General features: G+C 47.2%; 21 protein-coding genes and 3 pseudogenes. 7 read left to right on the top strand and 17 right to left on the bottom strand.

The genetic code is table 11. The features are described from left to right. The first annotated feature begins 133 nt into the window (after window positions 1–133). Together WKT05_RS04785 and WKT05_RS04780 are read left to right on the top strand one after the other, a co-directional pair. Window positions 134–1,102, top strand: a complete 969-nt coding sequence (locus WKT05_RS04785; RefSeq protein ID WP_340413133.1) for a helix-turn-helix transcriptional regulator — start codon at window positions 134–136, stop codon at window positions 1,100–1,102. 365 nt (window positions 1,103–1,467) lie between these two features. Next, a pseudogene (locus WKT05_RS04780) lies at window positions 1,468–2,473 on the top strand (IS3 family transposase); the annotation flags it as partial. 150 nt (window positions 2,474–2,623) lie between these two features. Here WKT05_RS04780 and WKT05_RS04775 read toward each other — a convergent pair. From WKT05_RS04775 to WKT05_RS04760, 4 genes and pseudogenes are all read right to left on the bottom strand, one after another. Further along, window positions 2,624–2,995 carry a metal-dependent transcriptional regulator gene (locus WKT05_RS04775; protein ID WP_215508878.1) on the bottom strand — a complete coding sequence of 124 codons (372 nt, stop codon included), beginning with the start codon at window positions 2,993–2,995 and terminating at the stop codon, window positions 2,624–2,626. 11 nt (window positions 2,996–3,006) lie between these two features. After that, window positions 3,007–4,716 (bottom strand): ABC transporter ATP-binding protein, encoded by a 1,710-nt coding sequence (locus tag WKT05_RS04770; protein ID WP_012993135.1) that lies wholly within the window; start codon window positions 4,714–4,716, stop codon window positions 3,007–3,009. Next, a complete protein-coding gene (locus WKT05_RS04765; RefSeq protein WP_340413132.1) occupies window positions 4,716–5,387 on the bottom strand; it encodes an ABC transporter ATP-binding protein in 672 nt (223 codons plus the stop codon). The genes WKT05_RS04770 and WKT05_RS04765 overlap by 1 nt, the downstream gene beginning before the upstream one ends. A gap of 113 nt (window positions 5,388–5,500) precedes the next feature. After that, window positions 5,501–5,716: pseudogene (locus tag WKT05_RS04760) on the bottom strand (hypothetical protein); the annotation flags it as partial. A 140-nt stretch (window positions 5,717–5,856) separates the two neighbouring features. Between WKT05_RS04760 and WKT05_RS04755 the strand changes: the two are divergent. Continuing rightward, a complete protein-coding gene (locus WKT05_RS04755; protein ID WP_215508879.1) occupies window positions 5,857–6,246 on the top strand; it encodes a pyridoxamine 5'-phosphate oxidase family protein in 390 nt (129 codons plus the stop codon). A 452-nt stretch (window positions 6,247–6,698) separates the two neighbouring features. Here the strand turns inward: WKT05_RS04755 and WKT05_RS04750 are convergent, their stop codons facing one another. From WKT05_RS04750 to rlmD, 4 genes and pseudogenes are all read right to left on the bottom strand, one after another. Continuing rightward, a complete protein-coding gene (locus WKT05_RS04750; protein WP_340413159.1) occupies window positions 6,699–7,193 on the bottom strand; it encodes a hypothetical protein in 495 nt (164 codons plus the stop codon). 20 nt (window positions 7,194–7,213) lie between these two features. Further along, window positions 7,214–7,359 (bottom strand): annotated as a pseudogene (locus WKT05_RS04745) (DUF3847 domain-containing protein); the annotation flags it as partial. A gap of 70 nt (window positions 7,360–7,429) precedes the next feature. After that, entirely contained in the window at window positions 7,430–7,621 is a 192-nt protein-coding gene (locus WKT05_RS04740; RefSeq protein ID WP_445323180.1) for a CD1845 family protein, read from the bottom strand. Window positions 7,622–7,709: 88 nt separating this feature from the next. Then, window positions 7,710–9,293 (bottom strand): 23S rRNA (uracil(1939)-C(5))-methyltransferase RlmD, encoded by a 1,584-nt coding sequence (gene rlmD / locus WKT05_RS04735; RefSeq protein WP_340413131.1) that lies wholly within the window; start codon window positions 9,291–9,293, stop codon window positions 7,710–7,712. An 81-nt stretch (window positions 9,294–9,374) separates the two neighbouring features. Between rlmD and WKT05_RS04730 the strand changes: the two genes are divergently transcribed. The 3 genes from WKT05_RS04730 to WKT05_RS04720 all read left to right on the top strand — a co-directional run bounded on the left by WKT05_RS04730 (window position 9,375) and on the right by WKT05_RS04720 (window position 12,748). Continuing rightward, window positions 9,375–10,775, top strand: coding sequence for a protein adenylyltransferase SelO (locus WKT05_RS04730; RefSeq protein WP_340413130.1), 1,401 nt, complete (start codon window positions 9,375–9,377; stop codon window positions 10,773–10,775). A gap of 84 nt (window positions 10,776–10,859) precedes the next feature. Then, window positions 10,860–11,537, top strand: a complete 678-nt coding sequence (locus WKT05_RS04725; RefSeq protein WP_340413129.1) for an aspartate/glutamate racemase family protein — start codon at window positions 10,860–10,862, stop codon at window positions 11,535–11,537. Further along, on the top strand, window positions 11,537–12,748 hold the full coding sequence (locus tag WKT05_RS04720; RefSeq protein ID WP_340413128.1) for a carboxylate--amine ligase: 1,212 nt from the start codon (window positions 11,537–11,539) through the stop codon (window positions 12,746–12,748). Before WKT05_RS04725 ends, WKT05_RS04720 begins: the two co-directional genes overlap by 1 nt. Window positions 12,749–12,814: 66 nt before the next feature. On the opposite strand, the gene WKT05_RS04715 is transcribed toward WKT05_RS04720, so the two are convergent. From WKT05_RS04715 to WKT05_RS04685, 7 genes are all read right to left on the bottom strand, one after another. After that, on the bottom strand, window positions 12,815–13,372 hold the full coding sequence (locus WKT05_RS04715; RefSeq protein WP_340413127.1) for a hypothetical protein: 558 nt from the start codon (window positions 13,370–13,372) through the stop codon (window positions 12,815–12,817). Window positions 13,373–13,535: 163 nt separating this feature from the next. Continuing rightward, complete coding sequence (locus WKT05_RS04710; RefSeq protein WP_340413126.1) at window positions 13,536–14,981, bottom strand: carbon starvation CstA family protein; 1,446 nt, start codon at window positions 14,979–14,981, stop codon at window positions 13,536–13,538. Window positions 14,982–15,305: 324 nt separating this feature from the next. Next, a complete protein-coding gene (gene yycI / locus WKT05_RS04705; RefSeq protein WP_340413125.1) occupies window positions 15,306–16,145 on the bottom strand; it encodes a two-component system regulatory protein YycI in 840 nt (279 codons plus the stop codon). Then, a complete protein-coding gene (locus WKT05_RS04700; RefSeq protein WP_340413124.1) occupies window positions 16,142–17,479 on the bottom strand; it encodes a hypothetical protein in 1,338 nt (445 codons plus the stop codon). The genes yycI and WKT05_RS04700 overlap by 4 nt, the downstream gene beginning before the upstream one ends. After that, complete coding sequence (locus WKT05_RS04695; protein ID WP_340413123.1) at window positions 17,476–19,281, bottom strand: ATP-binding protein; 1,806 nt, start codon at window positions 19,279–19,281, stop codon at window positions 17,476–17,478. The genes WKT05_RS04700 and WKT05_RS04695 overlap by 4 nt, the downstream gene beginning before the upstream one ends. After that, window positions 19,271–19,954, bottom strand: a complete 684-nt coding sequence (locus WKT05_RS04690; RefSeq protein ID WP_215508552.1) for a response regulator — start codon at window positions 19,952–19,954, stop codon at window positions 19,271–19,273. The genes WKT05_RS04695 and WKT05_RS04690 overlap by 11 nt, the downstream gene beginning before the upstream one ends. A 59-nt stretch (window positions 19,955–20,013) precedes the next feature. Beyond that, entirely contained in the window at window positions 20,014–20,262 is a 249-nt protein-coding gene (locus WKT05_RS04685; protein ID WP_340413122.1) for a chorismate mutase, read from the bottom strand. Window positions 20,263–20,280: 18 nt separating this feature from the next. Here WKT05_RS04685 and WKT05_RS04680 point away from each other — a divergent pair, with 18 nt between their 5' ends. Next, complete coding sequence (locus WKT05_RS04680) at window positions 20,281–21,138, top strand: ATP-grasp domain-containing protein (protein WP_340413121.1); 858 nt, start codon at window positions 20,281–20,283, stop codon at window positions 21,136–21,138. Between the two features lie 150 nt (window positions 21,139–21,288). Here WKT05_RS04680 and WKT05_RS04675 read toward each other — a convergent pair whose 3' ends face one another. Then, window positions 21,289–21,762, bottom strand: coding sequence for a peptidoglycan recognition protein family protein (locus WKT05_RS04675; RefSeq protein ID WP_340413120.1), 474 nt, complete (start codon window positions 21,760–21,762; stop codon window positions 21,289–21,291). Next, on the bottom strand, window positions 21,731–22,288 hold the full coding sequence (locus tag WKT05_RS04670) for an RNA polymerase sigma factor (protein WP_340413119.1): 558 nt from the start codon (window positions 22,286–22,288) through the stop codon (window positions 21,731–21,733). The genes WKT05_RS04675 and WKT05_RS04670 overlap by 32 nt, the downstream gene beginning before the upstream one ends. Window positions 22,289–22,759 lie beyond the last annotated feature (471 nt).

The following is a 22,759-nucleotide window of genomic DNA, read 5'->3' as shown; positions in this document are numbered from 1 at the left end:
TTCTATTTGGGTATCAGTTACCCTACACTAACTATTGTACAAAATTTGAGTATATAATATAATAGGTTTTAAGTTGGTATGTCTTTTCATTTCTTTTTTGTGTCTTATCGTTTCATTAAATGGAGGTACTTTTATGCAAAATATTTTAGATGAATTTAAAAATGAGATAGAAAAAAATGATTTTTTTAAACAAATAAAAACACCAAACGAATATAATTCAATAGGAACTACTTGGGAAATTTCTGAAGAAATCGGAACTGGATTTTATTGGGTATATGCTCAAAAAGATTTATTTGATATTAAAATTCATGACTTTTTCTTACATGAAGATTCATTCTTAGAATTTAATATTCCTGAATGTCTTAGCATCACTGAATACTTTTCGATTTCAGGGGAAGAGTTAAATCCTTATAGAAGACTAAATGCTGGTTGTATTAAAACTTTTATAGGTGGATATAAACCCTATAGAGTTCTTATTCATAAAAATATTCCGATTCAATCTATAGGAATTGAAATTATGCCAGCTTTTTATGAAAAATATTTAAAAGAACAGTATTCTAATAAATATATACATCCGCTTAAAGCATTTCAGATAATTGATCAAATTTATGAATTTCCACAAATTCAAAAACTTTTCTTTGAATTGAAAAATTATAAGGAAAATAATGGATTAGCTAGCCATCTTTACTATGAATCAAAAGTAAATGAATGTGTTTCTTTAGTATTGGATTATGCTAATGAACTTAAGACAGAAAAGTTAAATCCCTTAGCAGCTGACGATATTTCCTTACTAAATGATGTTGTCGATTACATCAACGATCACTATGCTTTTGATATTCCACTTAAAAGATTGGCAAATATAGCTTTAATGGGAACAACTAAACTAAAAAAATCTTTTAAACAATATAAAGGCTGTACAATTACCGAGTATATTCAGGCTAGACGAATGGCTCAAGCAGAGCACTTAATTATAGAAACTGATTTAAACATTAATCAAATTGCAAAAACTGTAGGTTACTCTACTTCAAGTAGATTTGCTACTTTATTTAAGGAAACTACTGGATTACTACCTAACGCTTATCGTAAAATTGCCAAAAAATAATTTTCCTTTTTTTGCACATCCCTATTACTATAACCGTTAAATGTTCATGTTTATTTTCTTATTCCTTTAACGCACTTAAATAAACATTGTGATATAATAATTTATATAAATTCAAAATTTGCTTAACGCCGTTCTTGCACTAATAGTATAAGAGCAAGCACAGTAAGTGTACGGACACTTACGAAAAAATTGATGAAGCAGCCCTCTGGGACCTGCTTCTTTTTTTATCAATTTTTAGCTTGTACCCTCGCCTAATAGTTTCATCGATTCGAGCAAACTCTCATTGGAAACTATTGGCTGGGGCAAACTTTTAGGGAGAACCCTAAGACCCCGAAATACATTCAAAGGAGGATTTACCTATGGCAAATAGAGTACGAAATGAAAGACTTGAAATTAAATTAACAGAAGAAGAAAAAGAAATTATAAGACTAAGAAAACAACTAAAACAACTAGAAATGGAAAATGATATTTTAAAGCAAGCAGCACTACTGCTAGGGAAAAGATAAAGCTCATAATCTCAAACAGAGAAAAATATAGCATTAGTGCAATGTGTAAAATACTAGGAATAACAAGAAGCCTCATATACTACCACCTTGACAAAGAAAAAGAACAAGAACAAAAGCCCCTAGAACAAGAAGAGCAAATAGAAAAAGAAATAAAAGAAATATTTAGAAAAAGCAAAAACCAACTACGGAACAAGAAAAATAAAAGTAGAACTAGAAAATAAAGGATACCAAGTATCCAGAAGAAAAATCTCAAGAATAATGAGAGAAAATAAGTTAGTATCAAACTATGCAGTAAAAGAATACAAAGTAGAAAAAACAGTAAGTAACGAAAGTAAAATAGAAAACAAAATAGACAGACAATTTAATGAAAGAGAAAAACTAGAAGCAATAGTAAGTGACCTAACATACGTAAAAGTAGGAAATAACTGGAACTACATATGTACCATAATAGACCTGCACAACAGAGAAATAATAGGCTATGCAGCAGGATCAAAGAAAGATGCAAACCTAGTAAAAGAAGCAATATACAACATAAAAGAACCATTAAACAAAATAAAAATATTCCACACAGACAGAGGGAAAGAATATGACAACAAGAAAATAGAAGAAATCCTAAAAACATTCGGAATAGAAAGATCCCTAAGCAAAAAAAGGAAGCCCGTATGACAATGCAGTAGCAGAAACAATAAACAAAGCAATGAAAACAGAATTCATATACCAAAGAAAATTTAGAAACCTAAAACAGCTGCAACAGGAACTAGCAGAATATGTCTACTGGTACAACAACATAAGACTACATGGATCATTAGGATACATGAGCCCGAGAAAATACAGAGAATTAGAACTGATTTCAACAAACAAATAAAATATATGGAGAAATAGTCAAGGGCGAATCGTAAGATTCTGGCGTAGCCGAACCCTTGACTATTTAGGAATATATTTTAGAATGTTTTGAAATCAGTCTAATGATTTATTCGATTTTGAATTGTCCTAAAAAGTGTTGACATACCACAGTTTAGTCTTGCTCCTGTGCAGCTGCCTCCTTCAGCCGCAAAAAGCTCTCGTCGCTAATGATGTGTTCAATCCGGCAGGCGTCGGCCTCCGCAGTTTCAGGGTCAACGCCCGCTGCGATAAGCTGCTCAGTGAAAAAGCAATGGCGCTCGTAGATTTTTTCGGCAACTGCCCGGCCTACATCGGTCAGGTGCAGGAAATAGTCGCTGTCCATCGTGAGAAAGCCACCGTCCCGCAGGGTTGCTACTGCATGGCACACACTGGGCTTTGACACCTCCATGTGCCGAGCCACATCTACGGAGCGTACCATACCGAGTTTCTTTTGAAGAACAAGAATGGTTTCCAGATAGTCCTCCCCGGACGCATGAAGTTTCATTAAGACCTCCCTTATGCAGATAATTTCTGTTCGGCGTTCCACATGGCCGCATACTTTCCGCCTTTAGCCAGCAATTCATCGTGAGTACCGGCTTCAGCAATCTTTCCGCCAGATACCACAAGGATTTGATCTGCATTTTTGACGATGGAAAGGGTATGAGCAATCATTACCACAGTCTTTTTCTCTTTCAGCAGATTGGCGATGGCCTGCTTTACTGCCAGTTCGTTCTCGATATCAAGGGACGCCGTTGCTTCATCCAAAAGCAGGATCGGGCTGTTTTTCAGGATAGCGCGGGCGATTGAAATTCGCTGACGCTCACCACCCGAGAGAAGGTTTCCGTTTTCGCCGGTCGGCGTATCGTATCCCTTTTCCATCTTGCGGATGAAGCCGTCACAATTAGCCTCCCGGCAGGCAGCCTCGATTTCCTCGTCCGTGGCATTGGGGCGGGCGTGCCGGATATTCTCACGAATGGTATCATCAAAGAGAAATACATCCTGATCTACCATCGAAATTTGTTCCAACACACGCTCAGCGGATATATGACTGATTGGCTTACCGCCGATACGGATTTCGCCGCCAGTCGGCTCATAGTATTTGGCGATCAGGTTCAAGATGGTGGATTTACCGGAACCGGAATCACCAACAATTGCAGTCAATTTCTGATTTGGAACTATAAAGGAAGTTTCCTTCAAAACTGCTTCGCCAGGAATATAGGAGAAGTCCACATTATCAAAAACAATCTCATAATTCTTAACTGTGAACGGTTCTGTACTGCCGTTTTCTTCTGGCTCATGGATTACTTTTAAAATATTGTTTTTTGAAATCACAAGGTTTTTGTAGCTAAACAAATCTACTGAAATTGCCCCGATTAGCTTTGCCAGCAACATAGGGAGCATACATAAAAGCAGAAAATCAATCGTCTGAATTTCTCCTGCCATCCACGGAGAAATCCCAATAAACATAATAAAAGGAACCATAAGCCAGTTAATAATGTTAAAAGCAAAGTTTATGGGAATACCATGCGCTTCATATTCAAAGCTGACCTGACTGAACAATTGCATTGCTTCTGTGGTTGCCTTATTTTTTGTGCCAGCCACGCCGTATGCACGAAACGTCTGAATACCTTCTATATATTCCACAATGCTGCTTACTGTTTCAGATGAAACCTTATTTTTTCTGGTTCCATACTTTTTTACCGTTCGGAAAGAAAGCCACATTTCAGGAATCAGCATGGAAGTAGACAGCAAAAGGATCCCTCCTGCGGGCAGATATAAATAACAGATAAATACAATAACCATAACGGCCAGAGCAATATTTTTGGTCAAGTTACTTACCTTGTGTGTCAATATTTGTTCATAACTATTTACATCGCATGTCATTGTATTTACATATTGCCCCACCTGCCCATGTGTGAAGCGAAAGAGAGGAATCCTCTTAAATTTATCTCCAAGGAAAAGGCGAAGATTTTTTGAAACGGCAGCCCCGCCGATCTGGTTCTGTGTATAACCTATACTGTAAATAAGCACTCGTAAAGCATAGACTACGCACAGAATTCCTGTGATCGTTAAGATGTCTGTTGTAGTTGTTTTCTTGCCGAGCAGGATCTGAATGACTAGGTAAATCGTCATATAACTGCATCCAGAAAGAAAACCTTCAATAACCGTGAATATCACGCCTATATTAAAGTGGATATTTTTATGTAATGGCCCTGTTTCTTTCATTATGCTTCATCTCCTTTCCCGCCATAGACGATTTTTCTTGAAGCATTGTAATCGCTCCATGCCTTTCTATAATAATTATTTCTGGAAAGGACTTCTTCATGGGTGCCTGCATCGGTTATCGTGTGATTTTCGACAATTGCCACTTTATCACACATTTTAACTGCACCCAAACGATGTGCGACAATCAAAACGGTTTTCCCTTTGCAAAGATTCTCAATTGCCCGATCTATTTCCAACTGATTTTCGGGATCGGCTGCACTTGTGGCTTCATCTAATATCAGAATAGGAGCATTTTTTAAAATAGCTCTTGCAATCGCTATCCTTTGTTTTTCTCCGCCAGAGAAACGGGAGCCAAAACTGCCTACTTTCGTATCATATCCATCTGGCAAAGACATGATGAAATCGTCAATCTGTGCCTCTTTTGCGGCTGCCCTCACTTCTTCCAGAGTGGCGTTACTGCCCATACGGATATTCTCCAAAACACTGTCGCGGGTCAAAAACGTCTTTTGAAATACAATGGATATGTTTTGAAGCAATTTTTCATAGTTTATGTTTTTTACATTTATACCGCCGATTAATACCTGACCTTCCTGCACATCGTAAAATCGGGAGATCAGCTCAATGACTGTGCTTTTACCAGCACCGGAAACACCAATCAGAGCTATTTTCATATAACTGTTCATTGCTTATATCTATTTCTGATAATTGGTTCTTTTTAAGCTACAGCCCCTTAAAACAAATAGCCAAGAAGTCGAATTGAACATTACAAGTTATGAATTTCTAGTTAAACCAAAACGGTCAGTAAATATGCCAAAATTAGAATCACGAAAAAGAAGATTATAACTTTTGTGATCTGACTTTTCGCATTAAACCCAAAATTATCATATCCCTTGGCTCCAACCGTCTGTGGATAAACTTTAGTTGGTAATTTTAACTTGGTAAGCATGAGATAATCAAAAAATATAATATCAAAAAGCTTATATCCTTCAATTCGTAAGACTTTTTTACTTTAGTCCTGCTTGAATTTTTATTATTTCAATTATGTTTATTATTTTGCAGTCAATAGTGATAATCATTATTGACAATTTCCCCCAGATGTGCTATCCTATAAATGTAAATAATATACAATGAGGTGTATGTATGAAACTAACTCAAGAAATAAAAGACTTAATTGGTGAACAGCTTGCTTATATAGCAACTGTAGATGAGAATGGTAATCCTAATATAGGGCCAAAAAGAACTATGAGGGTTCTTGATGATGAACATCTCATCTTTTGCGAAAATACAGATGGCAAGCACCATGCCAATATTAAAAATAATGGCAAGATAGCTATCGCCTTTGTTAAAAGAGAAGACAACAAGGGCTTTAGGATTGTGGGTGCAGCCAAATCTTATACAGACGAAGAGCATATGAACCTAGCCAAGGAAAAGGCTGGTGTAATGCCAAAGGCGGCTGCTGTAATCATAGATATAGAAAAGATCTATACCCTTGATTCAGGTCCAATAGCTGGAAAATTATTAGAAGCCTAATTCCCATAGTTATTAATAATTCTACAAAAAAGTTTGGTGCACGGATTATTTCTTGTGTACCAAACTTTTTTATAAATGATGAATTGCAAATAATATTGCGACACCTAAGCCAAACTAAGTTCGTGCATAAATAAATCAAATGGAGTTTGATATTCTAGAGGGTCTGTAAATAATTTTGTGTATCAACCTAAGTCATGATAAAAGGGCAAAGGTTGATACATTTTTTTGTGTCAGTATTTAGCCATTCCTATAGTAATGGTTCTTGTCTTGTTTTTTAGGTATGCTCACATATTAGATTGAAGTTTCTTTCGCTTATATTTTCCTCTAACCTATCTTCATATAACTGTTCATGGCTTATATCTATTTCTGATAATTGGTTCTTTTTAAGCTACATCCCCTTAAAACAAATAGCCAAGAAGTTGAATTGAACATTACAAGTTATGAATTTTTAGTTAAACCAAAACGATCAGTAAATATGCCAAAATTAGGCTCACGAAAAAGAAGATTATAATTTTTGTAACCTGACTTTTCGCATTAAACCCAAAATTATCATACCCCTTAGCACCAACCGTATCTGGGTAAACTTTAGTCGGCAATTTTAACTTGGTAAGCATGAGATAATCAAAAAATATAATATCAAAAAGCTTATATCCTTCAAATAGTATTAAAAATCTAACAAAGGCTTGCTGAAAAGTTAAACTAAATTTTACTGTATCAACAATTGCCCAGCCTAGAACAGCTGCAATAGCTAGCAATCCAAGTATCATGATAAGTCCGCCGATTATATTGACCCAACTCGGTTTATCTGGCAACTTACTCATCATAACTTTGATATCATCAGGTGCGCCGAAATGCTTCGAGCCAAATTTCGGTATAATAAGTATAAAATTCACCATCATAATTGATGCTGTTAAGCAGATGATGAGTAACATTCCAATTGTTTTCATCAATTTAGTTTACCTCCTCTTTATCTTATTATTCTAGGTGTTTTTTTTAATTCTTTTGTCTTTGTTGCTTTTCTAGGATATTTATTTCTTCATCTGTTAAATCTTCTACATTTTCTATAAGGCTTTCTAAGATTGATCCTCTTGTTATTAGACTATGAGTTCTTTTCAGATTAATATCAAAAACTGATAATTCAGGAATCATCCTACTAAAATCCATATTCCCTCCTTGACAAATACTAATTTATCCAAACCGCTTTAATTTTATCATTTATCAATTCAATAAACGCTATCACAGTTACTCCTACTATCGGAAGTCCGTAAGGACTAAATAGGAAACCAATAACCAATCCAAAAATACCTATTCCGACTTCTCCTTGAATAAAAGAAGATAACGCCCAAAATAAGCAGAACACCATAATGATATACAACAACGCCGTTCCTATACTAAGTAGGAATGTAATAAATGCAGAAAGTCGTATGCTGTCATTCTTTTCTATTAAATCATTTTGAAGTGTCTCAAAGCATCCATGATGGCTTCTTCTTTTTCAGGTGTACACTGTGGAATAATTGATTTCTCCTTTTAGACTTGTTGTAATGTTCTCGTAATTCTATTCCACATTTCCTTTTTATCTGTGCAATATATAATGTCGAAACTTTTAATTCAAATTTATTCCAAACATATTCTTTGATTTGAGCATATGTTGCCTTACTTTCAGCACTTGTCAAATCAAGCTCATCCAGCTCAATTTCAATATTTATATGCTTATCGACATCAAGTTTGGACAAAAGTGCTACCGTCTCCACGTGTGCCGTCCTGGGGAATTGGTCCACGGCCTCTAAATGTTGCACCTTATACCCCTTCGCCTCAAGTATTTCGATATCACGAACTTGGGTCACTGGGTTGCAGCTGATGTAGAGGATGCGTCTCGCGCCGAGGGCGGCGAGTTTTTCGATGGCCTTCGGGTGGATGCCGTCGCGAGGCGGATCCACGACGAGGAGGTCGCAGGCCTCATCCACGGTGTCGATCATCTCCAGCACGTCGCCGGCAATGAAGCGGGCGTTGTCGATGCCATTACGCGCGGCGGAGCGATTGGCATCTTCCACGGCGGATTCAACGATTTCGATGCCCACCACTTTTTTCGCCGCCTTGGCCAACACCTGCCCGATGGTGCCCGTGCCGGAGTAGAGATCGAAGACCACGCCTTTTTCTTCCGCCGCCAGGGCTCGAGCCTTTTCGTAGATCAATGTGGCCGTGTCGGGATTGGGCTGAAAGAAGGAAAAGGGCCCGATGTCGAAGTGAAGGTCCAGAAGCTCTTCGCCGATAACTTCCTCGCCATAGAGGTGGCGCACTTCCTCGGGCTTAATGGCGTCGGCCCAATCGTCGGTGATGGTGCGGTAAATGCTTGCCACGGTGCCTTTTAGCTTCAAACCACGAAGGAAATCCACAAAGGCCGCCTCGTCTACCGCATCGGAGGTGGTGACCAGGTTCACCAAATAGCTGTCCGTGGCCCGGGCGTGGCGCACGACGAGAAAGCGCAGGGTACCTTCGTGCTTCATGCGGTGGTAAAAGGGGGTGTTCAGCTCGCGGAAATAGCCCTCCACGGCGGCCCGAATGGTCTCCATGTCTTCCGGCACCAAGAGGCAACCTGCGGTGGAGACGATGTCGTAAAAGCCTTTTTTGTGGTGGAGGCCCAGGGTGAGGGGGCCGCCCTTTTCCGCATCGCCGAAGGTGTATTCCATTTTATTGCGGTAGTGATACTCCCTCGGCGCCGGGGTGTAGGGCACGTCCCTGCCGTAGAGATCGTCGATCATGGCTTTTTTCAGGGCCGATTCCTTTTCGTAACTCAGGCTCTGATAGGTGCAGCCGCCACAAATGGCCGCGTGGGGACAATCCGCTGCCTCTTCCATGGGTGATGGGGCCAAGAGTTCCACGATCTTTCCCTTTTTATTATCTTTTCGATTTCTCGTAATGCGCACGCCCACCTTTTGCCCGGGCAAGCCGCCTTTCACCACGACTCGCGTGCCGTCTTCCGCTTCCACCACGGATTTGTTGGGGAAGTGCCGCTGAATGATTTCGCCTTCTACATATTTTTTCGCCATAATGCCTCCTTTTCTGTCTATGGCATTATACCATAACCCTGTAATTTCCCCTTCTTTGGGTATATAGATAGCGGTGATATTATGTTTAATCTTGACAATTCTTACGGGCGCTTGCCGCGGCGGTTTTACCGAAAGGTGGAGCCGACGCCGGTGGCGGATCCCGCGTTTTTTATTACGAACAATGCTTTGGCCCGGGAGCTGGGCATCGACGACGAGGCCCTTTTCTCCGAGGAAGGCCTCGATTATTTAAGCGGCAACGCCCTGCCCGAAGGGGCCGCCTCCCTTGCCATGGCCTACATGGGCCATCAGTTCGGCTACCCGGCCATGCTGGGCGACGGGCGGGCCATTCTTCTCGGGGAGCAGATCGCGCCCGACGGCCGCCGCGTGGACATTCAGCTGAAGGGGGCGGGGCAGACGCCTTTCTCTCGCATGGGTGACGGCCGGGCGGCCCTGGGCCCCATGCTCCGCGAATACATTTTAAGCGAGGCCATGTACCACTTGGGCGTGCCTACGACACGGGCCCTGGCCGTGGTGAGTACGGGGCAATGCGTGCAGCGCACAGAGCGGGAGCAGGGCGCCATTTTAACCCGCGTGGCCGAGAGCCATTTGCGGGTGGGCACCTTCGAGTGGCTCGCCTCCATCGGCGGCGACGTGGCCGTGCTTTTGGACTACGCACTTAAGCGCCACGACCCGGATCTGCTCCTCGCCCCGGACCGCGGGGGGAAGTGGCTCGTTCGTGTGGCCGAGCGGCAGGCGGATCTCATCGCCCGCTGGATGGCCCTGGGCTTCGTCCACGGGGTCATGAACACAGACAATATGACCATTTCCGGCGAAACCATCGACTACGGCCCCTGCGCCTTTTTGGACGCCTTCAATCCTAAGACGGTGTTCAGCTCCATCGACCACTTCGGCCGCTACCGCTTCGAAAATCAGGGGCAAATCGGCGTGTACAATCTATCGAAACTGGGCGAGGCTTTAGGGGACATTCTCGGCGACGAAAAGGCGCAAGAGGAAAAAATCAAGGCGGCCCTCGAAGCTTACGGCGACACCTTCCAAAAGGCCTATTTCCGCTACATGGCCCGCCGCTTAGGCTTTCATGACGCCGACGAATCGGTCTACGGGCTGATCAACGAATGGCTGGATCTTTTGATGAAAGAGGAATTGGATTACAACGAATCCTTCCTCCGCCTCACCCACGGCGACGAGCGGGATGATTGGTCCTCCGGTTTCTCCGCCCTCTACGAAAAAATTATTTCCGCCACAGGAAATGCAGGCGAGGGGATTCGCCGCGCAAACAATCCCGCCATCTTCCCGCGCAATTACCTCGTGGAGCGGGCCATTCAGGAAGCGGAGGCGGGAGATAAAAGCTTCCTGCTGCACTTTATGAAGCTTTTGGAAGAGCCCTACGCCCACAACGAAGAGCAAATGGCCTTAAGGGGCGCCCCGGCCATCCCCGGGTACAAAACCTTTTGCGGGACTTAAGCTTTGCCTAAGATTGTCCCGCTTCCCCGGCGCGACGCCGCCTCTGTGGTACAATAAAGAAAACAGGATAAAGGATCTGAGACTATGAACTATGAATTAGGCATCGTCGGCGGCATGGGGCCCTTGGCCACTTCCGTCCTCTTCGACTACATCGTCCGCCACACCGAAGCCCATAAAGACCAAGACCATATTAACGCCTTGATATTAAATCACTCGACCCTGCCCGATCGCACGGAGGTGATCCTCCACGGCAAAGACGAGGATTTTCTCGACGCCGTGAAGGGCGACTACGACATTTTAAACGCACTGAAGGTGCCCCTCATCGCCTTTCCCTGCAACACGGGCCACTACTTTTTCGAAGCCATGGAGGGTATGGCCGACGGCAAAATCATCAATATGATCGACGAAACCCTGGCCCGCTGCAAAGCCATGGGGGCGGATAAAGTGGCGGTCTTCGCCACGGAAGGCACCCGATCCGCGAAGCTTTACGATCGCTACGCAAAGGCACACGACCTGGCCGTCATCTATCCCACCGCCGAGGAACAGGCGCAGATTACTCGGGTGATCTACGACGTGAAGGAGCTGGGCGAGACCCGCTTCCCCGTCATGGACGAACTCATCGCCAAGTACACGAAAGACGCCGTGGTGATTCTCGCCTGTACGGAGCTTTCCACCATCGGCATCGACCATTCGCGGGTCGTGGACACCACCGAAGTCTTAGGCGACGTCATTATCGCCCGCTGCGGCAGAAAGAGGGTTTAATGGAATTTATATCTATTATTTTAGGCACGGACAACAATGCCTACGGCGTGGCTCGCTCCCTTCACGAGGCCTACGGCATACATTCCCACGCTTACGGCATCAAGCCCCTGCGCTTTACGCGGAAATCGAAAATCGTGGATGTGGAAATTCACGAAGGCTTCGACACGGAGGCGGGTTTTATGCCCGTCATGGATGCCATTTATGATCGTTTCAAGGACGAGGGTCTGCCCCTGCTCCTCACTTCCTGCTCCGACGGCTACACCGCCCTCATCGCCAAGTACAAGGATCAGTTGAACGGCCGCTTCCGCTTTAATTACATCGACTACGACCTTCAACAAAAGTTGGAAAACAAAGAAGATTTCTACGCCATTTGCGAGGAATACGGGCTCCCTTACCCGAAAACCGTGATTATTACGGAAGAAAACAAAGACAACTTGGATCTGGGCCTCACCTATCCCGTGGGCCTGAAGGCCAACGACAGCATCGCCTTTGTGCATCTGCATTTCGAGGGGAAAAAGAAATTTTACAAAATCCAAGACGCCGAGGAACTGGCCCGGGTGGTGGACGATATTTACGCCGCCGGCTACAAGGGGGATCTCATCGCCCAGGATTTTATTCCCGGCAACTCCTCCGCCATGTATGTATTAAATGCTTACGTGGACACGCGGGGTGCGGTGACCATGATGTGTCTGGGCAAATGCCTTCTAGACGAATGTTTGCCCTATGAAATCGGCAATTACAACGCCCTTCTGACCATGGGAGATCAGGCCCTTTACGATCAGTACGAAGCCTTTTTAAAGGCCATCGACTACCGCGGCTTCGCCAATTTCGATTTGAAATACGACGTGCGGGACAATACCTACAAGGTGTTTGAAATCAACATTCGCCAGGGCCGCTCATCCTACTACATGACCGCCGGCGGCTGCAATTTTATGACCTACCCGGTGCAGGATTTGATTGCCTGTGAATCCACGCCCTGCCACTACCACGACGCCCGCGGGCTCTGGCTCTTTGTGGATCCCGCCGTCTTAAGAAAATACGGAAGCGAAAAAGACCAAGATTTAATCGAAGCCTCCCTGAAAGGCGGCTTCACCTTTACCCAGTGGTACGAAAAAGACCGCTCCCTTCCCCGCTGGCTGGATTACATGCGCCGGCGCATCTCCACGCGGAAATACTATCCCCACTACGAGCCCCAGCGGCAAAACGATTGATTACACACAAAAAACCGAGGATGCACCTCGGTTTTTTCATGCATTTTTTCATGCAAGGGATGGTATTTATTCTCCGCCTTCCATTAAATCGGCCATGCCGCCGACGCCGGACATTTCCATCATAATGGTTTCAGGATCGGCAACCTTCCAGCTGTCGCCTTCCTTCTTCACTTCGATTTCCACGTCTTTCGTCTTTTCTTCCATCTTCGATACGTCGATGCCGGCCATGATTTCTTCTTCCGACTTGCCTGCCAGAATGTCATCCATGGATTGGGAAATGATGCTCATCATGTCCTTCGCCGTAATGGCATAAACCAATTTGCCTTCTTCGGCGCCATCTTTAATTTCGCCGGACTTAAATTCAAACTTGGCACTTTTAAGAATGTCGACGAAAAATTTATTTTCCGGCTTGTCCATTTCCTTCATGAAGTCGTCGTCTTTTAAGGCGTCTTTGTCCTTTTCCAAGACGTATTTTTGCGCATCGTCAATTTTCAGTTCGCCGAGGGCGGTCATAAAGCCTTCGACGGATTCCTTCGCCAGATCCGTGTCGGATTTTTTGCTGCAGGCGCCAAGGGCTACGAGCATCATCATCGCCAGGGCGATCCACAGTAATTTCTTTTTCATATACGGCCTCCTTCTTTTTGTGCAAGGGAATATTTCTTGTCTATAAATTACCACCTTCATGGAAAGGAAACATCGCCCGAAAGGGTGACGCCGCCGATATTTTTTAAAAATTTGCACAAAAAAAGAGCGCGGAGCATGCCGCACTCTTTCATTTCAATAAAATTTACACATTGGCGAGATCTTGTTGTTTGCTGCCTTCTTTGGAGACAACGTAGCCATAGACCAATGCAATGGCAATGCCGATGACATTGGCTGCCATGTAGGGCAGGCGGAAACCGATCTTGGCGCCGAAAATGTAAGACGTAATAATATAGGTGTAGAACATTCCCGGAATCAAGGAGATGATATAGGCTCTGCCGTGGCGTTTCAGGTAAATGGCGATCATGGCAAAGGCAAAGACTGCGATGGTTTGGTTTGCCCAAGCAAAGTATTGCCATAAAACATTGAAACCGTTGGGACTTAATTTAGCGAAAATCAAGATCACGAGTACGCCGGCGAAAATAGCCAAGGAAAGGCTTACGCGGTTTTTCATATCCTTTTGGGAAATGTTCAAGTGATCGGCGATCATTAAGCGGGCGGAACGAAGGGCCGTATCCCCGGAAGTAATGGGGAGCACGATAATGCCGATAACGGCGATTAAACCACCGATGGAACCTAACATGTCGTTGGCGACGAGACCGATAACGGCGGGTTTGCCGATTAAGCCGGCGTCGATGCCCTTGTTGTAAATACCCATAGCGGCAGCGGCCCAGATCATGGCGATGAAGCCTTCTAAGATCATCATGTCGTAGAAGACGAAGCGGCCTTCTCTTTCACTCTTGACGGAGCGGCCGATTAAGGTCGCTTGAGTGGAGTGGAAGCCCGATACGATACCGCAGGCCACGGTAACGAAGAAGACGGGGAGAATGGGTGTGCCTTGGGGGTGCATGCTGCCAAAGTTGCTCATGGTCAGATTATCTAATTGATAGCCCTTGAAGAAGAGACCGAAGAAAATGCCGATAGCGGAGAGCAAGAGGATGCAGCCGAAAATCGGGTAAACGCGGCCGATGATCTTGTCAATGGGGAACAGCGTCGCAATGATGTAGTATGCGAAAATGCAGGCATAAACGATCCATACCACGGGATTCGAGGCGATGGCTTCTTGATGCAATACATTGGCGACGATTAAGTCCCCGGGGGTGTAAATAAATACGGCACCGACTAAAACCATGAGTACGATGACGAAAATGTTGTAGACGGAGTATACCTTGCCGCCTAAATTGCGCTTAATCAATGCCGGCATTTGTGCCCCGTCGGAACGAAGGGAAATCATCCCGCTCATGTAGTCGTGTACGGCACCGCCGAGAACACAGCCGACGGGAATCATAATAAATGCTAAAGGTCCAAATAAAATCCCTTGAATCGGTCCTAAGATCGGGCCCGTACCGGCGATGTTCAATAACTCGATTAGTGCGTTTTTCTTTTTGTCCATGGGGACGTAGTCTACGCCGTCTTGGCTCTTAATGGCCGGCGTTTCTCTGTCGTCCGGTTGGAAGACTTTCTCGGTGAAACGACCATAGACGATTCCGCCGATGAGCAAAATCGCGAGGCCGATGAGAAATGTGGTCATAAATACCTCCTTAAATTAATGTCTAAATAAAAGCCAATCATCTACTAAGGCTTTTACTACTTACTCATTTATTATAACGCTGTTTGTGAAAAACACAACAGCTTAAGGCAAAAAAATCGGTAAATTTACAGGCTTTCAGCACCTTTTTCGGTTTTGTATACACTATTCACAATGCATTGCACAAACTCGCCTTCTTCAAAGTGATTGCACGGAAAATGCCATGGATTTCACCGCTGTGCAATCATTCGAACCACGGGGACGCTCCCTTTTTATCGAGTGAATTTATTCTTTTTTTGCAACAAAAAAAGACCGCCCACGCGGTCTTTAGTGTAAGAGTACCAATTCTTCCCCTCCGTCAAGTTCCATGCGCCATGCCACGGTGGCGTAGCCGCGAATGCCGTGGGAGAGGTTTTCCACGGCGCCCTGGGCTTCGGGATTGAAGTAGTAACAGGGATCGATTTTTTTAATGGTCCTGCCCTTTAAGCTGTCGTGGGACAGAAGGCGGAGCAGGGATTGGGTGGCCATAGGCAAGGGCTCCCGCTCGTCGGTTTCGTCGATGACGTCGATCCAGAGCCGGTCCATGCGCACCACCTTGTCGCCCACCAGGTCGATTTCCGTGTAGGCGGATTCCACGTAATTGTTTTTGTAGGTCTTGGTGAACATGAGTTTCCTGCGATTGCCCGAAGCTTCACTGTAAAACAGGGCGAGGTCGTCGGTGGGAAATTCCCGGGCCTCTAAAAAGTCCAGGGCTTTTTTCTCCGCCTCCTTCTCGCTTAAAAAGGCATTGGAGGTGGAGTCGGCTTCATAAATAAGCCGCCGCTTGTCCAGCACTTTCAGCTGCGCCCGCTCTGTGCGAAGCACGAGGCGTCGGTCGTCGCCCTCGGCAATGCGGCCATGGCCTTTAAAGAAGCGGCGATTCAAATTGTTTTCCGTGTCCGTTTCGTAGGCCACATCCAAGACGGGCAAGGTGGATCCGTCTTTGGGAATGTCCGCCTCCACGGTAATGCCCGCCTCTTTCAAAAGGGATTTCGTCTCCCGGTGAAAGGCGGCGGCATTTTCCGCCGGGGCCACGCGGATCCGGTCCACGTAAAGGACGCCGGCGAGGAACAAATCGGTGATAAGAAGGGCCACGATGAGCACCGTTTTTGCTTTTTCCCAATTCATGGTCGCTCACCGCCTACACAGTCCCCGCTCATGGCGTCGAAAAGATAAACCTGCTCCCCATAAAGAACGTAGTAGCCGGGGACGAGGGCCTTTTTCTCTTCCCTGCCGTCGTCTAAATAGCAAAGGCTCACCCGCTTTAAGGGCTTGAGTAATTGATCGTAGCCCTCTCCTTTCGCGCCGAAGATCTCCGGATGCATGGCCACCACCTCGGCGAAGTCCATGCCTTTGACGGCGTGGCTTTCGCTTTCTTCCTCGGCCTTGTTGCGGTAGAGATAGGTCATGCGCTTCACCTGATTGTTAAACAAATCCACCACGATGTAATCGGTGTTTTCGTCTTGCACGGGAAAGACGGGCAAGCCCTTTTGCGAATGGTTCATGGTGACGCGATAGCCGCGGACGCCGCCGTTTGTAATGGGCTCCAGCTTTTCCAAATACACGTCGTCGATGGTGCCGGTGTTTTTCGCCACAAACTCAAAGGCCCGCTCCACGGCACCGGCGGAATCCATGACTTCCTTCGCCACTTCCGTCTGGTCTTTGTAGTCCAAAAGGCCGTTATTATACAAACGCACCGTGCGCTGACCGTAGACGTAGAGGGTGGAATCCTCTTCGCCGATTTCGTGAAGATCGTCGATGTTGGCCTTCAAGAGGCGGCGAAGCAAGTCGCTTTTGTAGGTGTTTTTCATGTGGGCCAGGTCGTTTTCATAGACCACGCCCCCTTCGAAGACGGGCTTTTCGTCGGGAAGGTACACCGCCCGCTGAATGCCGTAGCGCTCCCAAAGGGAGCTGTAGGGCGGATTGGCCTCCCGCTCCAGGGAGCGAATGTATTTGTTTATGTCCGAAAGGTTCACGGTGAACTCGGGCTTCATGGCCCCTTCCTCCGTTTCGAAAATCACGCCGTCGGATTCGGAAAAGTAGATGGCGGAAATCTCGCCATGTAAATCGTGCAGATTGTACACGTTTTTAAAGAGGTCGGAGTAAGTGCCCTTGGCCACTTCGAAAACCACCGAGGGCTTGTCGTGGCATTTTAAATAGTCTTTGTAGGGCATTTTTTTCCAGTGAATGTCTTCTTTGCCGTCAAAACTTTGCTTTAAGATGTTGCGGTAAAAGGGCCAGAGGTTTTTCAGCTGCACCGTCTGCGTGTGGGCGCCGCCGCCGAAATTCACCACCATGGCCGCAGGCATCATGCGCCCGATGACGGCATCGGTAAGCTTGGGATCCGCGGCGGCAATGAGTTTGTTGCCCGTCGGCGGCGGAGAGAGCCAGATTTGCCTGGCGAGAATCAAGGTCAAGACCAGAAGGGCGGCGAGGACGATGGTTTTAAGTCGCTCTTTCATGCTTCCTCCTGATCCATGGGAAAGCTCAGAAGGACTTCCGTGCCCACATTGAGCTCGCTTTTAATGCGGATGCGGCCCCCCATGTTTTCCATAATGTCCTTGGCGATGGAAAGGCCCAGGCCGCTTCCGCCCATGGCGCGGCTCCTGCCCTTTTCCACGCGGTAAAAGCGTTCGTAAATTCGTTCCAAATCGCTGCGGGCAATGCCGATGCCGTTGTCCTTGATCTGGATATGCACCCGAGAACCGAAATTTCTTCCGATGACTTCGATTTTTCCCGCGTAGGTGGTGTACTTAAAGGCATTGGTCAAAATATTGGTAATGACCTGATAAGCCCCGTGCTTGTCCGCCAAAAAGGGGCGAATGTCCACGGGAATGTCCAGATACACCTTGTGGTGGCGCTCCTTAATCATGGGCTGCAATGATTCCAAAATAGCCGTCACCACCTCATAGGCATCCATGGACACGGGCTCCCAATTGGTGCGCTTGGCATCCATATTGGAAAGCTGCAACAAATCCGTGACCAAATGGGTCATGCGGTCGCTTTCACGGTCGATAATGCCTAAAAACCGCAGCTGGGCATCTCGATTTAAAGATGCCGTCATCAAGGTTTCCGTATAGGATTTAATGGTGGTAATGGGCGTCTTCAGCTCGTGGCCCACATTGGCCACGAAATCTTTCCGGAGCACATCCAAATTGTGCTCTTCCGTAATATCCTGCAACACGGCGATAATCCCCTGAGGCCGCTTGCTCTCCCCTTTGTAGGGGGCGTAGCGGATGTTGTAGAACTTGTTTTTAATTTCGATTTGGCTCAGGCCCGTTAAGGAGCCGGCGTCGTAGTAATTAATCTTTTGAATGTTCAGCCGCTTCATGTCGAAGGCTTCGCCCACGGCGTCGTCGGCCAGATCCAAAATCTCCTTCGCCACGGGATTCACGTGAACCAATCGGCCCATGGCGTCCACGGCCACGATCCCCTCGGACATGTAGTGGAACATGGTGTCCAGCTTGGAACGCTCGGAATCCATACGGGAGATGGTCTCTTCCAGTTCCGTGGTGAGGTAATTAAACATACTCCCCAGCCGGCCGATTTCGTCGTTGCTCTTGACCTCGACCTTTTGATTGAAATTCCCCTCGGCCATTTCCCGTGCCTGACGGGTCACATCCCGAATGGGCAAGGTAATGGAGCGGGCCAAAATATAGGCGAGAAGGGTGGTAATGCCCATGGCCACCACCATGGCGTAGGTCATAATGACCCGGGCGTCGTCTACCACGCCGTAAAGACCGCTTAAATCGGAGACCATGTAAAATAAGCCCATGACGCTGCCGTCTTTTGCGAAAACCGGCATGGTGTAATGGGCGTGGCGCACCTTGGTCTTTCCGTCTTCACGAATCACGGAAGAGCCTTCGCCGCGGAAGCCGTCTAAAATCAGTTTCGGCGATAAATCGGAATCGCCCAGGGCATTTTGCCCCGCCACAAGCTCCCCGGAATTGTTGGTGGAGGCAATAATCTTGGGCACCCGCCCGGGGCCGATGGCATAAATGGCCTCGTCGCTTCCGATGCGCCAGGCGTCCAAGGTGTTTTGAATGCGGCTGTGCACCTCATCCCAGGGCGTTTCCGTCAAATAGGGCGATGAATTGGCCATGGAGCTTAGGGTCTGCTCCATGTCCGTCTGTACTTTCTCCAGCTGCGCGTCTTCCAGTCGATTGACGATAAAAGCGCCGATAATGGCCATAACCACCAAGACGAGAAGAACGTAGATAAAAATAAATCGCCACTTAATGCTGGAATAATGCTTATCCTCCAAAGTAATAGCCCACTCCTCGCTTTGTCAGAATGTAGCGGAAATCTTCCCCCGCATCTTCAATCTTTTCACGCAAACGGCGCACCGTCACATCCACGGTGCGAATGTCGCCGTAATATTCATAGCCCCACACCTCTTCCAAAAGGGTTTCCCTGCTAAAAACCGTGCCCGGCGACTGGGCTAAATACTTCAGAAGCTCAAACTCACGAAGGGTGAGCTCGATGACTTTCCCCCGCTTCGTCACTTCATACTTCACGGGATCGATGTTCAGATCCGCCTCTTCGATGACCTCGTCGGGCAAATAGCCTTCGTTTTCGAAATCCTGGCGGCGGAAATTCGCCTTCACGCGGGCGATTAATTCCCCCATGCTGAAGGGCTTCACTACATAATCGTCGGCGCCCAGTTCCAAACCGCGAATGCGATCGCCTTCGGAATCTTTCGCCGTAAGCATAATCACCGGCACCCGACTTTTCTTGCGGATCTCCCGCAAGGTTTCAAAGCCGTCCATGCGCGGCATCATGACATCCAAAAGCACCAAATCCGGCGCCCAGGTGTCGAAGGTTTCCAAACAGTCTACGCCGTCTTTTGCCATGGCGGTTTCGTAGCCTTCGTTGGATAAATTGTATGCGATAATTTCGGCAATGGCCGATTCGTCTTCTGTAATTAAAATTTTCATAGGATCCCTCCTCCCTTGATTATATCATAGGTGAAATCGGTTATAATCAAGAGGAGGTTTTACTCCTGAAGGTTTCGGGAAAGTTCCATCATTTTTTCATAGAGGGCTCGCACTTCGCCGCCGTAGGGCGCAGCCTTCTTCTCCACTCGGGCGAGAAGGGCCGCCTCCCGCTCGGGATCGTAAACCGCCCGGCCCACCTTCTTCTTCTCCTCGCCCATGGCGCGAGACAAATCGAAGCGGGCCTTTAAAAGATCCGCCAGCGCGTCGTCCACGGCGTCGATTTCATTTCGAATAGATTCTATAGACATACTACCTCCGGAGGTTTCATGATTCACATTATTTATCACGGTTACTTTTCCTTCGCCATCCACAAGGTGGTGCAGGATCTCGCCGCCAAAGGGGCGGACATTCTTGCCAAGCCCCACACAGACTACGTCCTTTCGGCGGGAAAAGAGGGCTTCTTCGCCCGAGACATAAAGGGCGATCCCGCCCCCGACGCCATCTTGTTTTTCGACAAAGACGTGCGCCTCGCCCGGGCACTGGAAAAGCAATGCCCCCTCTTTAATCCGGCGAACGCCATCGCCTTGGCCGACGACAAAATCGCCACCTTCGACGCCCTGGCGCCTGCCCTTCCCATGATCGACACCGTCCCCGCCCCCTTCCACTACCGGGCCGGGGTGCCCACAGACGACTTTCTCGCCTATGTGGAAGGCCGCTTCGGCTACCCCATGGTCATTAAAGCCGCCAAAGGCTCCTTCGGCGAGCAGGTGTTTCTCGCAAACAATCGCGACGAGGCAAAGGCCATCGCGACAAATATGGGGGCGGAAGACTACCTCTTTCAGCCCTTTATCGCCGAATCCACCGGGGTCGACAAGCGGGTGCTCGTCGTGGGCGACGGGATCCTCGGCGCCATCGAGCGCAGAAACGAGCACGACTTCCGCGCCAACATCGCCGCAGGATCCACGGCACGGCCCATCGATCTCACCGAGGAAGAAAAAGAACTGGCCCTCGCCGCCCACAAAGAGGCGGGCCTCGCCTTTTCCGGCATCGACCTTATCGACTCCCACAGCGGCCCCCTCTTGGTGGAAATCAATTCCAATATGAGCTACTTAGGCTTTCAACAAGCCACGGGCATCGACGTGTCGGAAAAAATCCTCGCCTATGTGGCGGCTGAGATCCGCTAAATTCAGTGTAGCACGTTTTTAAGAAAGGAACAAAGGGCACGCTTTGCCGAAACCACAGAAACCCCCGGAGAACGGGGGTCTTTTCGTGCAATAAAAAAACGAGCCCGAAGGCTCGTATCGTGGAAGGAATCCGTGGGGCGGCTGCGGAATTTAAAGACTTTCCCAAAAGCCCCACCACTCGGCCCAATTGTTTTTGGCCATAGTGCCGGGACAAATCTTGCGAGAGGCGTCGAAGTGGCGCACCACGTGATCTTTCGGGATGCGGTAAAAAGCCATAAGCTCCTTTACCAAGCTGCGGGCATAGGCCAAGGCGGCCTTGCGGTCGATGCCCTGATTGATGCAAATCTCCACGCCGATGGAATTGCGATTGGTGATGCCGTGCTTTCCGTGGCCGTCGCCGCAATGCCAGGCGGCGTACGCGTCTTCGATGATTTGCACTACGCCCTTGTCGTCGACAAAATAATGGGCGCTGGCCTTGCGATTGCCGCCGGAGAAATAGCGAAAATGGGCCATGGCATCGGCACCGGCGGCGGGATTGCCCGTGTCGTGGACCACAATGTAGGCGATGCGCGCGCCGTTTCTCGACGAAAAATTATAGTGAATCAACTGTTTGTTTAGAATCATAGATCCTCCTTAAATGCTTCATGGCACGAGACTTTGTGTTGGCCACCGTTTGATAGGAAATCCCCAGGCGGGCGGAGATTTCCGAAAGAGACAAGTGGCAGAAAAAATATAAACTCACCACCGCCCGCTCTCGGTGGGGCAGATCATTGACGATTTGATGCAGCGCCTCCGCCCGCTCCAGGAGAATAAAATCCTCCTCCGTGTCCGCCACGTCGGCGACAAGGCCTTCCATTTCCGTAGTGAGGGGAACGGTGGCCTCCTTTACGCTGCGCTTTAAATCGTCCATAAGGAAATAAGACAGGCGCTTCCTGTAAAAAAGATGAAAAGGCACGCCCCGATCGGGATCGAAATCCTCCAGGGCATCTAATAAAATCAGATTCGCCTCTCCGTATAAATTATCCGGATCCGGCGCATAAGGCTGAATGCGACGGATCGTGGCCCGAGTGATGGGCGCGAGATCCACGAGCAATTGGGCCAAAGCCTCGGGATCCCGAGATTTGGCACGAGCGATCATTTGGCTTTCCATAGAGACTCCTTTCACGATGAAGTTGAACAAATGTTTCGTTTTCTTTTTATTTTACCACAGGAGAAACATATGTTCAATGCAGGGAGGTTATAAGGGCGAGATGTTATCTCGCCCTTATAACCGGGAAATGGTGAGGATATTCTTTTTTTTATTTTGTGCTTTTTTCTTTTTTTATTTTGTTTGTCGCTTTCCTATTGCGGAGCAGACGTAATTTCGAGTTAATTCTATTTCGCTTTAGATATCATTCCCGCACGATTTTGAAACCCGGGGGCGGGGAAAAGAGCTCAGAGCGGAAGGCCGCATTTTCCCCGCCCCCGGGGCCCCCGCCCCTTTTTTGGCCGCGTTTAAGCTGTATGAAAATGCCTGCGGCATTTTCTACTAATTGGGCTGTGTCGCGGAAAGAAGAATGTGAGTTGGGCGAAAAAGAAACTTCGCCCAATTCAAAATGATTCATAGGCGAAGATGCCCAAT

Source organism: Peptoniphilus sp. HCN-40583, assembly GCF_037892835.1.
GTDB lineage: Bacteria > Bacillota > Clostridia > Tissierellales > Peptoniphilaceae > Aedoeadaptatus > Aedoeadaptatus rachelemmaiella.
The sequence above is the reverse complement of the archived record's forward strand: the minus strand, read 5'-3'. Positions and strand labels throughout refer to the sequence as shown.

Bases quoted from the DNA above. Each gene is read 5' to 3' on its own strand.
- WKT05_RS04785 (WP_340413133.1), top strand. From the start codon at position 134: ATGCAAAATATTTTAGATGAATTTAAAAATGAGATAGAAAAAAATGAT.
- WKT05_RS04775 (WP_215508878.1), bottom strand. From the start codon at position 2,995: ATGAAACTTCATGCGTCCGGGGAGGACTATCTGGAAACCATTCTTGTT.
- WKT05_RS04770 (WP_012993135.1), bottom strand. From the start codon at position 4,716: ATGAAAGAAACAGGGCCATTACATAAAAATATCCACTTTAATATAGGC.
- WKT05_RS04765 (WP_340413132.1), bottom strand. From the start codon at position 5,387: ATGAAAATAGCTCTGATTGGTGTTTCCGGTGCTGGTAAAAGCACAGTC.
- WKT05_RS04755 (WP_215508879.1), top strand. From the start codon at position 5,857: ATGAAACTAACTCAAGAAATAAAAGACTTAATTGGTGAACAGCTTGCT.
- WKT05_RS04750 (WP_340413159.1), bottom strand. From the start codon at position 7,193: ATGAAAACAATTGGAATGTTACTCATCATCTGCTTAACAGCATCAATT.
- rlmD (WP_340413131.1), bottom strand. From the start codon at position 9,293: ATGGCGAAAAAATATGTAGAAGGCGAAATCATTCAGCGGCACTTCCCC.
- WKT05_RS04730 (WP_340413130.1), top strand. From the start codon at position 9,375: ATGTTTAATCTTGACAATTCTTACGGGCGCTTGCCGCGGCGGTTTTAC.
- WKT05_RS04725 (WP_340413129.1), top strand. From the start codon at position 10,860: ATGAACTATGAATTAGGCATCGTCGGCGGCATGGGGCCCTTGGCCACT.
- WKT05_RS04720 (WP_340413128.1), top strand. From the start codon at position 11,537: ATGGAATTTATATCTATTATTTTAGGCACGGACAACAATGCCTACGGC.
- WKT05_RS04715 (WP_340413127.1), bottom strand. From the start codon at position 13,372: ATGAAAAAGAAATTACTGTGGATCGCCCTGGCGATGATGATGCTCGTA.
- WKT05_RS04710 (WP_340413126.1), bottom strand. From the start codon at position 14,981: ATGACCACATTTCTCATCGGCCTCGCGATTTTGCTCATCGGCGGAATC.
- yycI (WP_340413125.1), bottom strand. From the start codon at position 16,145: ATGAATTGGGAAAAAGCAAAAACGGTGCTCATCGTGGCCCTTCTTATC.
- WKT05_RS04700 (WP_340413124.1), bottom strand. From the start codon at position 17,479: ATGAAAGAGCGACTTAAAACCATCGTCCTCGCCGCCCTTCTGGTCTTG.
- WKT05_RS04690 (WP_215508552.1), bottom strand. From the start codon at position 19,954: ATGAAAATTTTAATTACAGAAGACGAATCGGCCATTGCCGAAATTATC.
- WKT05_RS04685 (WP_340413122.1), bottom strand. From the start codon at position 20,262: ATGTCTATAGAATCTATTCGAAATGAAATCGACGCCGTGGACGACGCG.
- WKT05_RS04680 (WP_340413121.1), top strand. From the start codon at position 20,281: ATGATTCACATTATTTATCACGGTTACTTTTCCTTCGCCATCCACAAG.
- WKT05_RS04675 (WP_340413120.1), bottom strand. From the start codon at position 21,762: ATGATTCTAAACAAACAGTTGATTCACTATAATTTTTCGTCGAGAAAC.
- WKT05_RS04670 (WP_340413119.1), bottom strand. From the start codon at position 22,288: ATGGAAAGCCAAATGATCGCTCGTGCCAAATCTCGGGATCCCGAGGCT.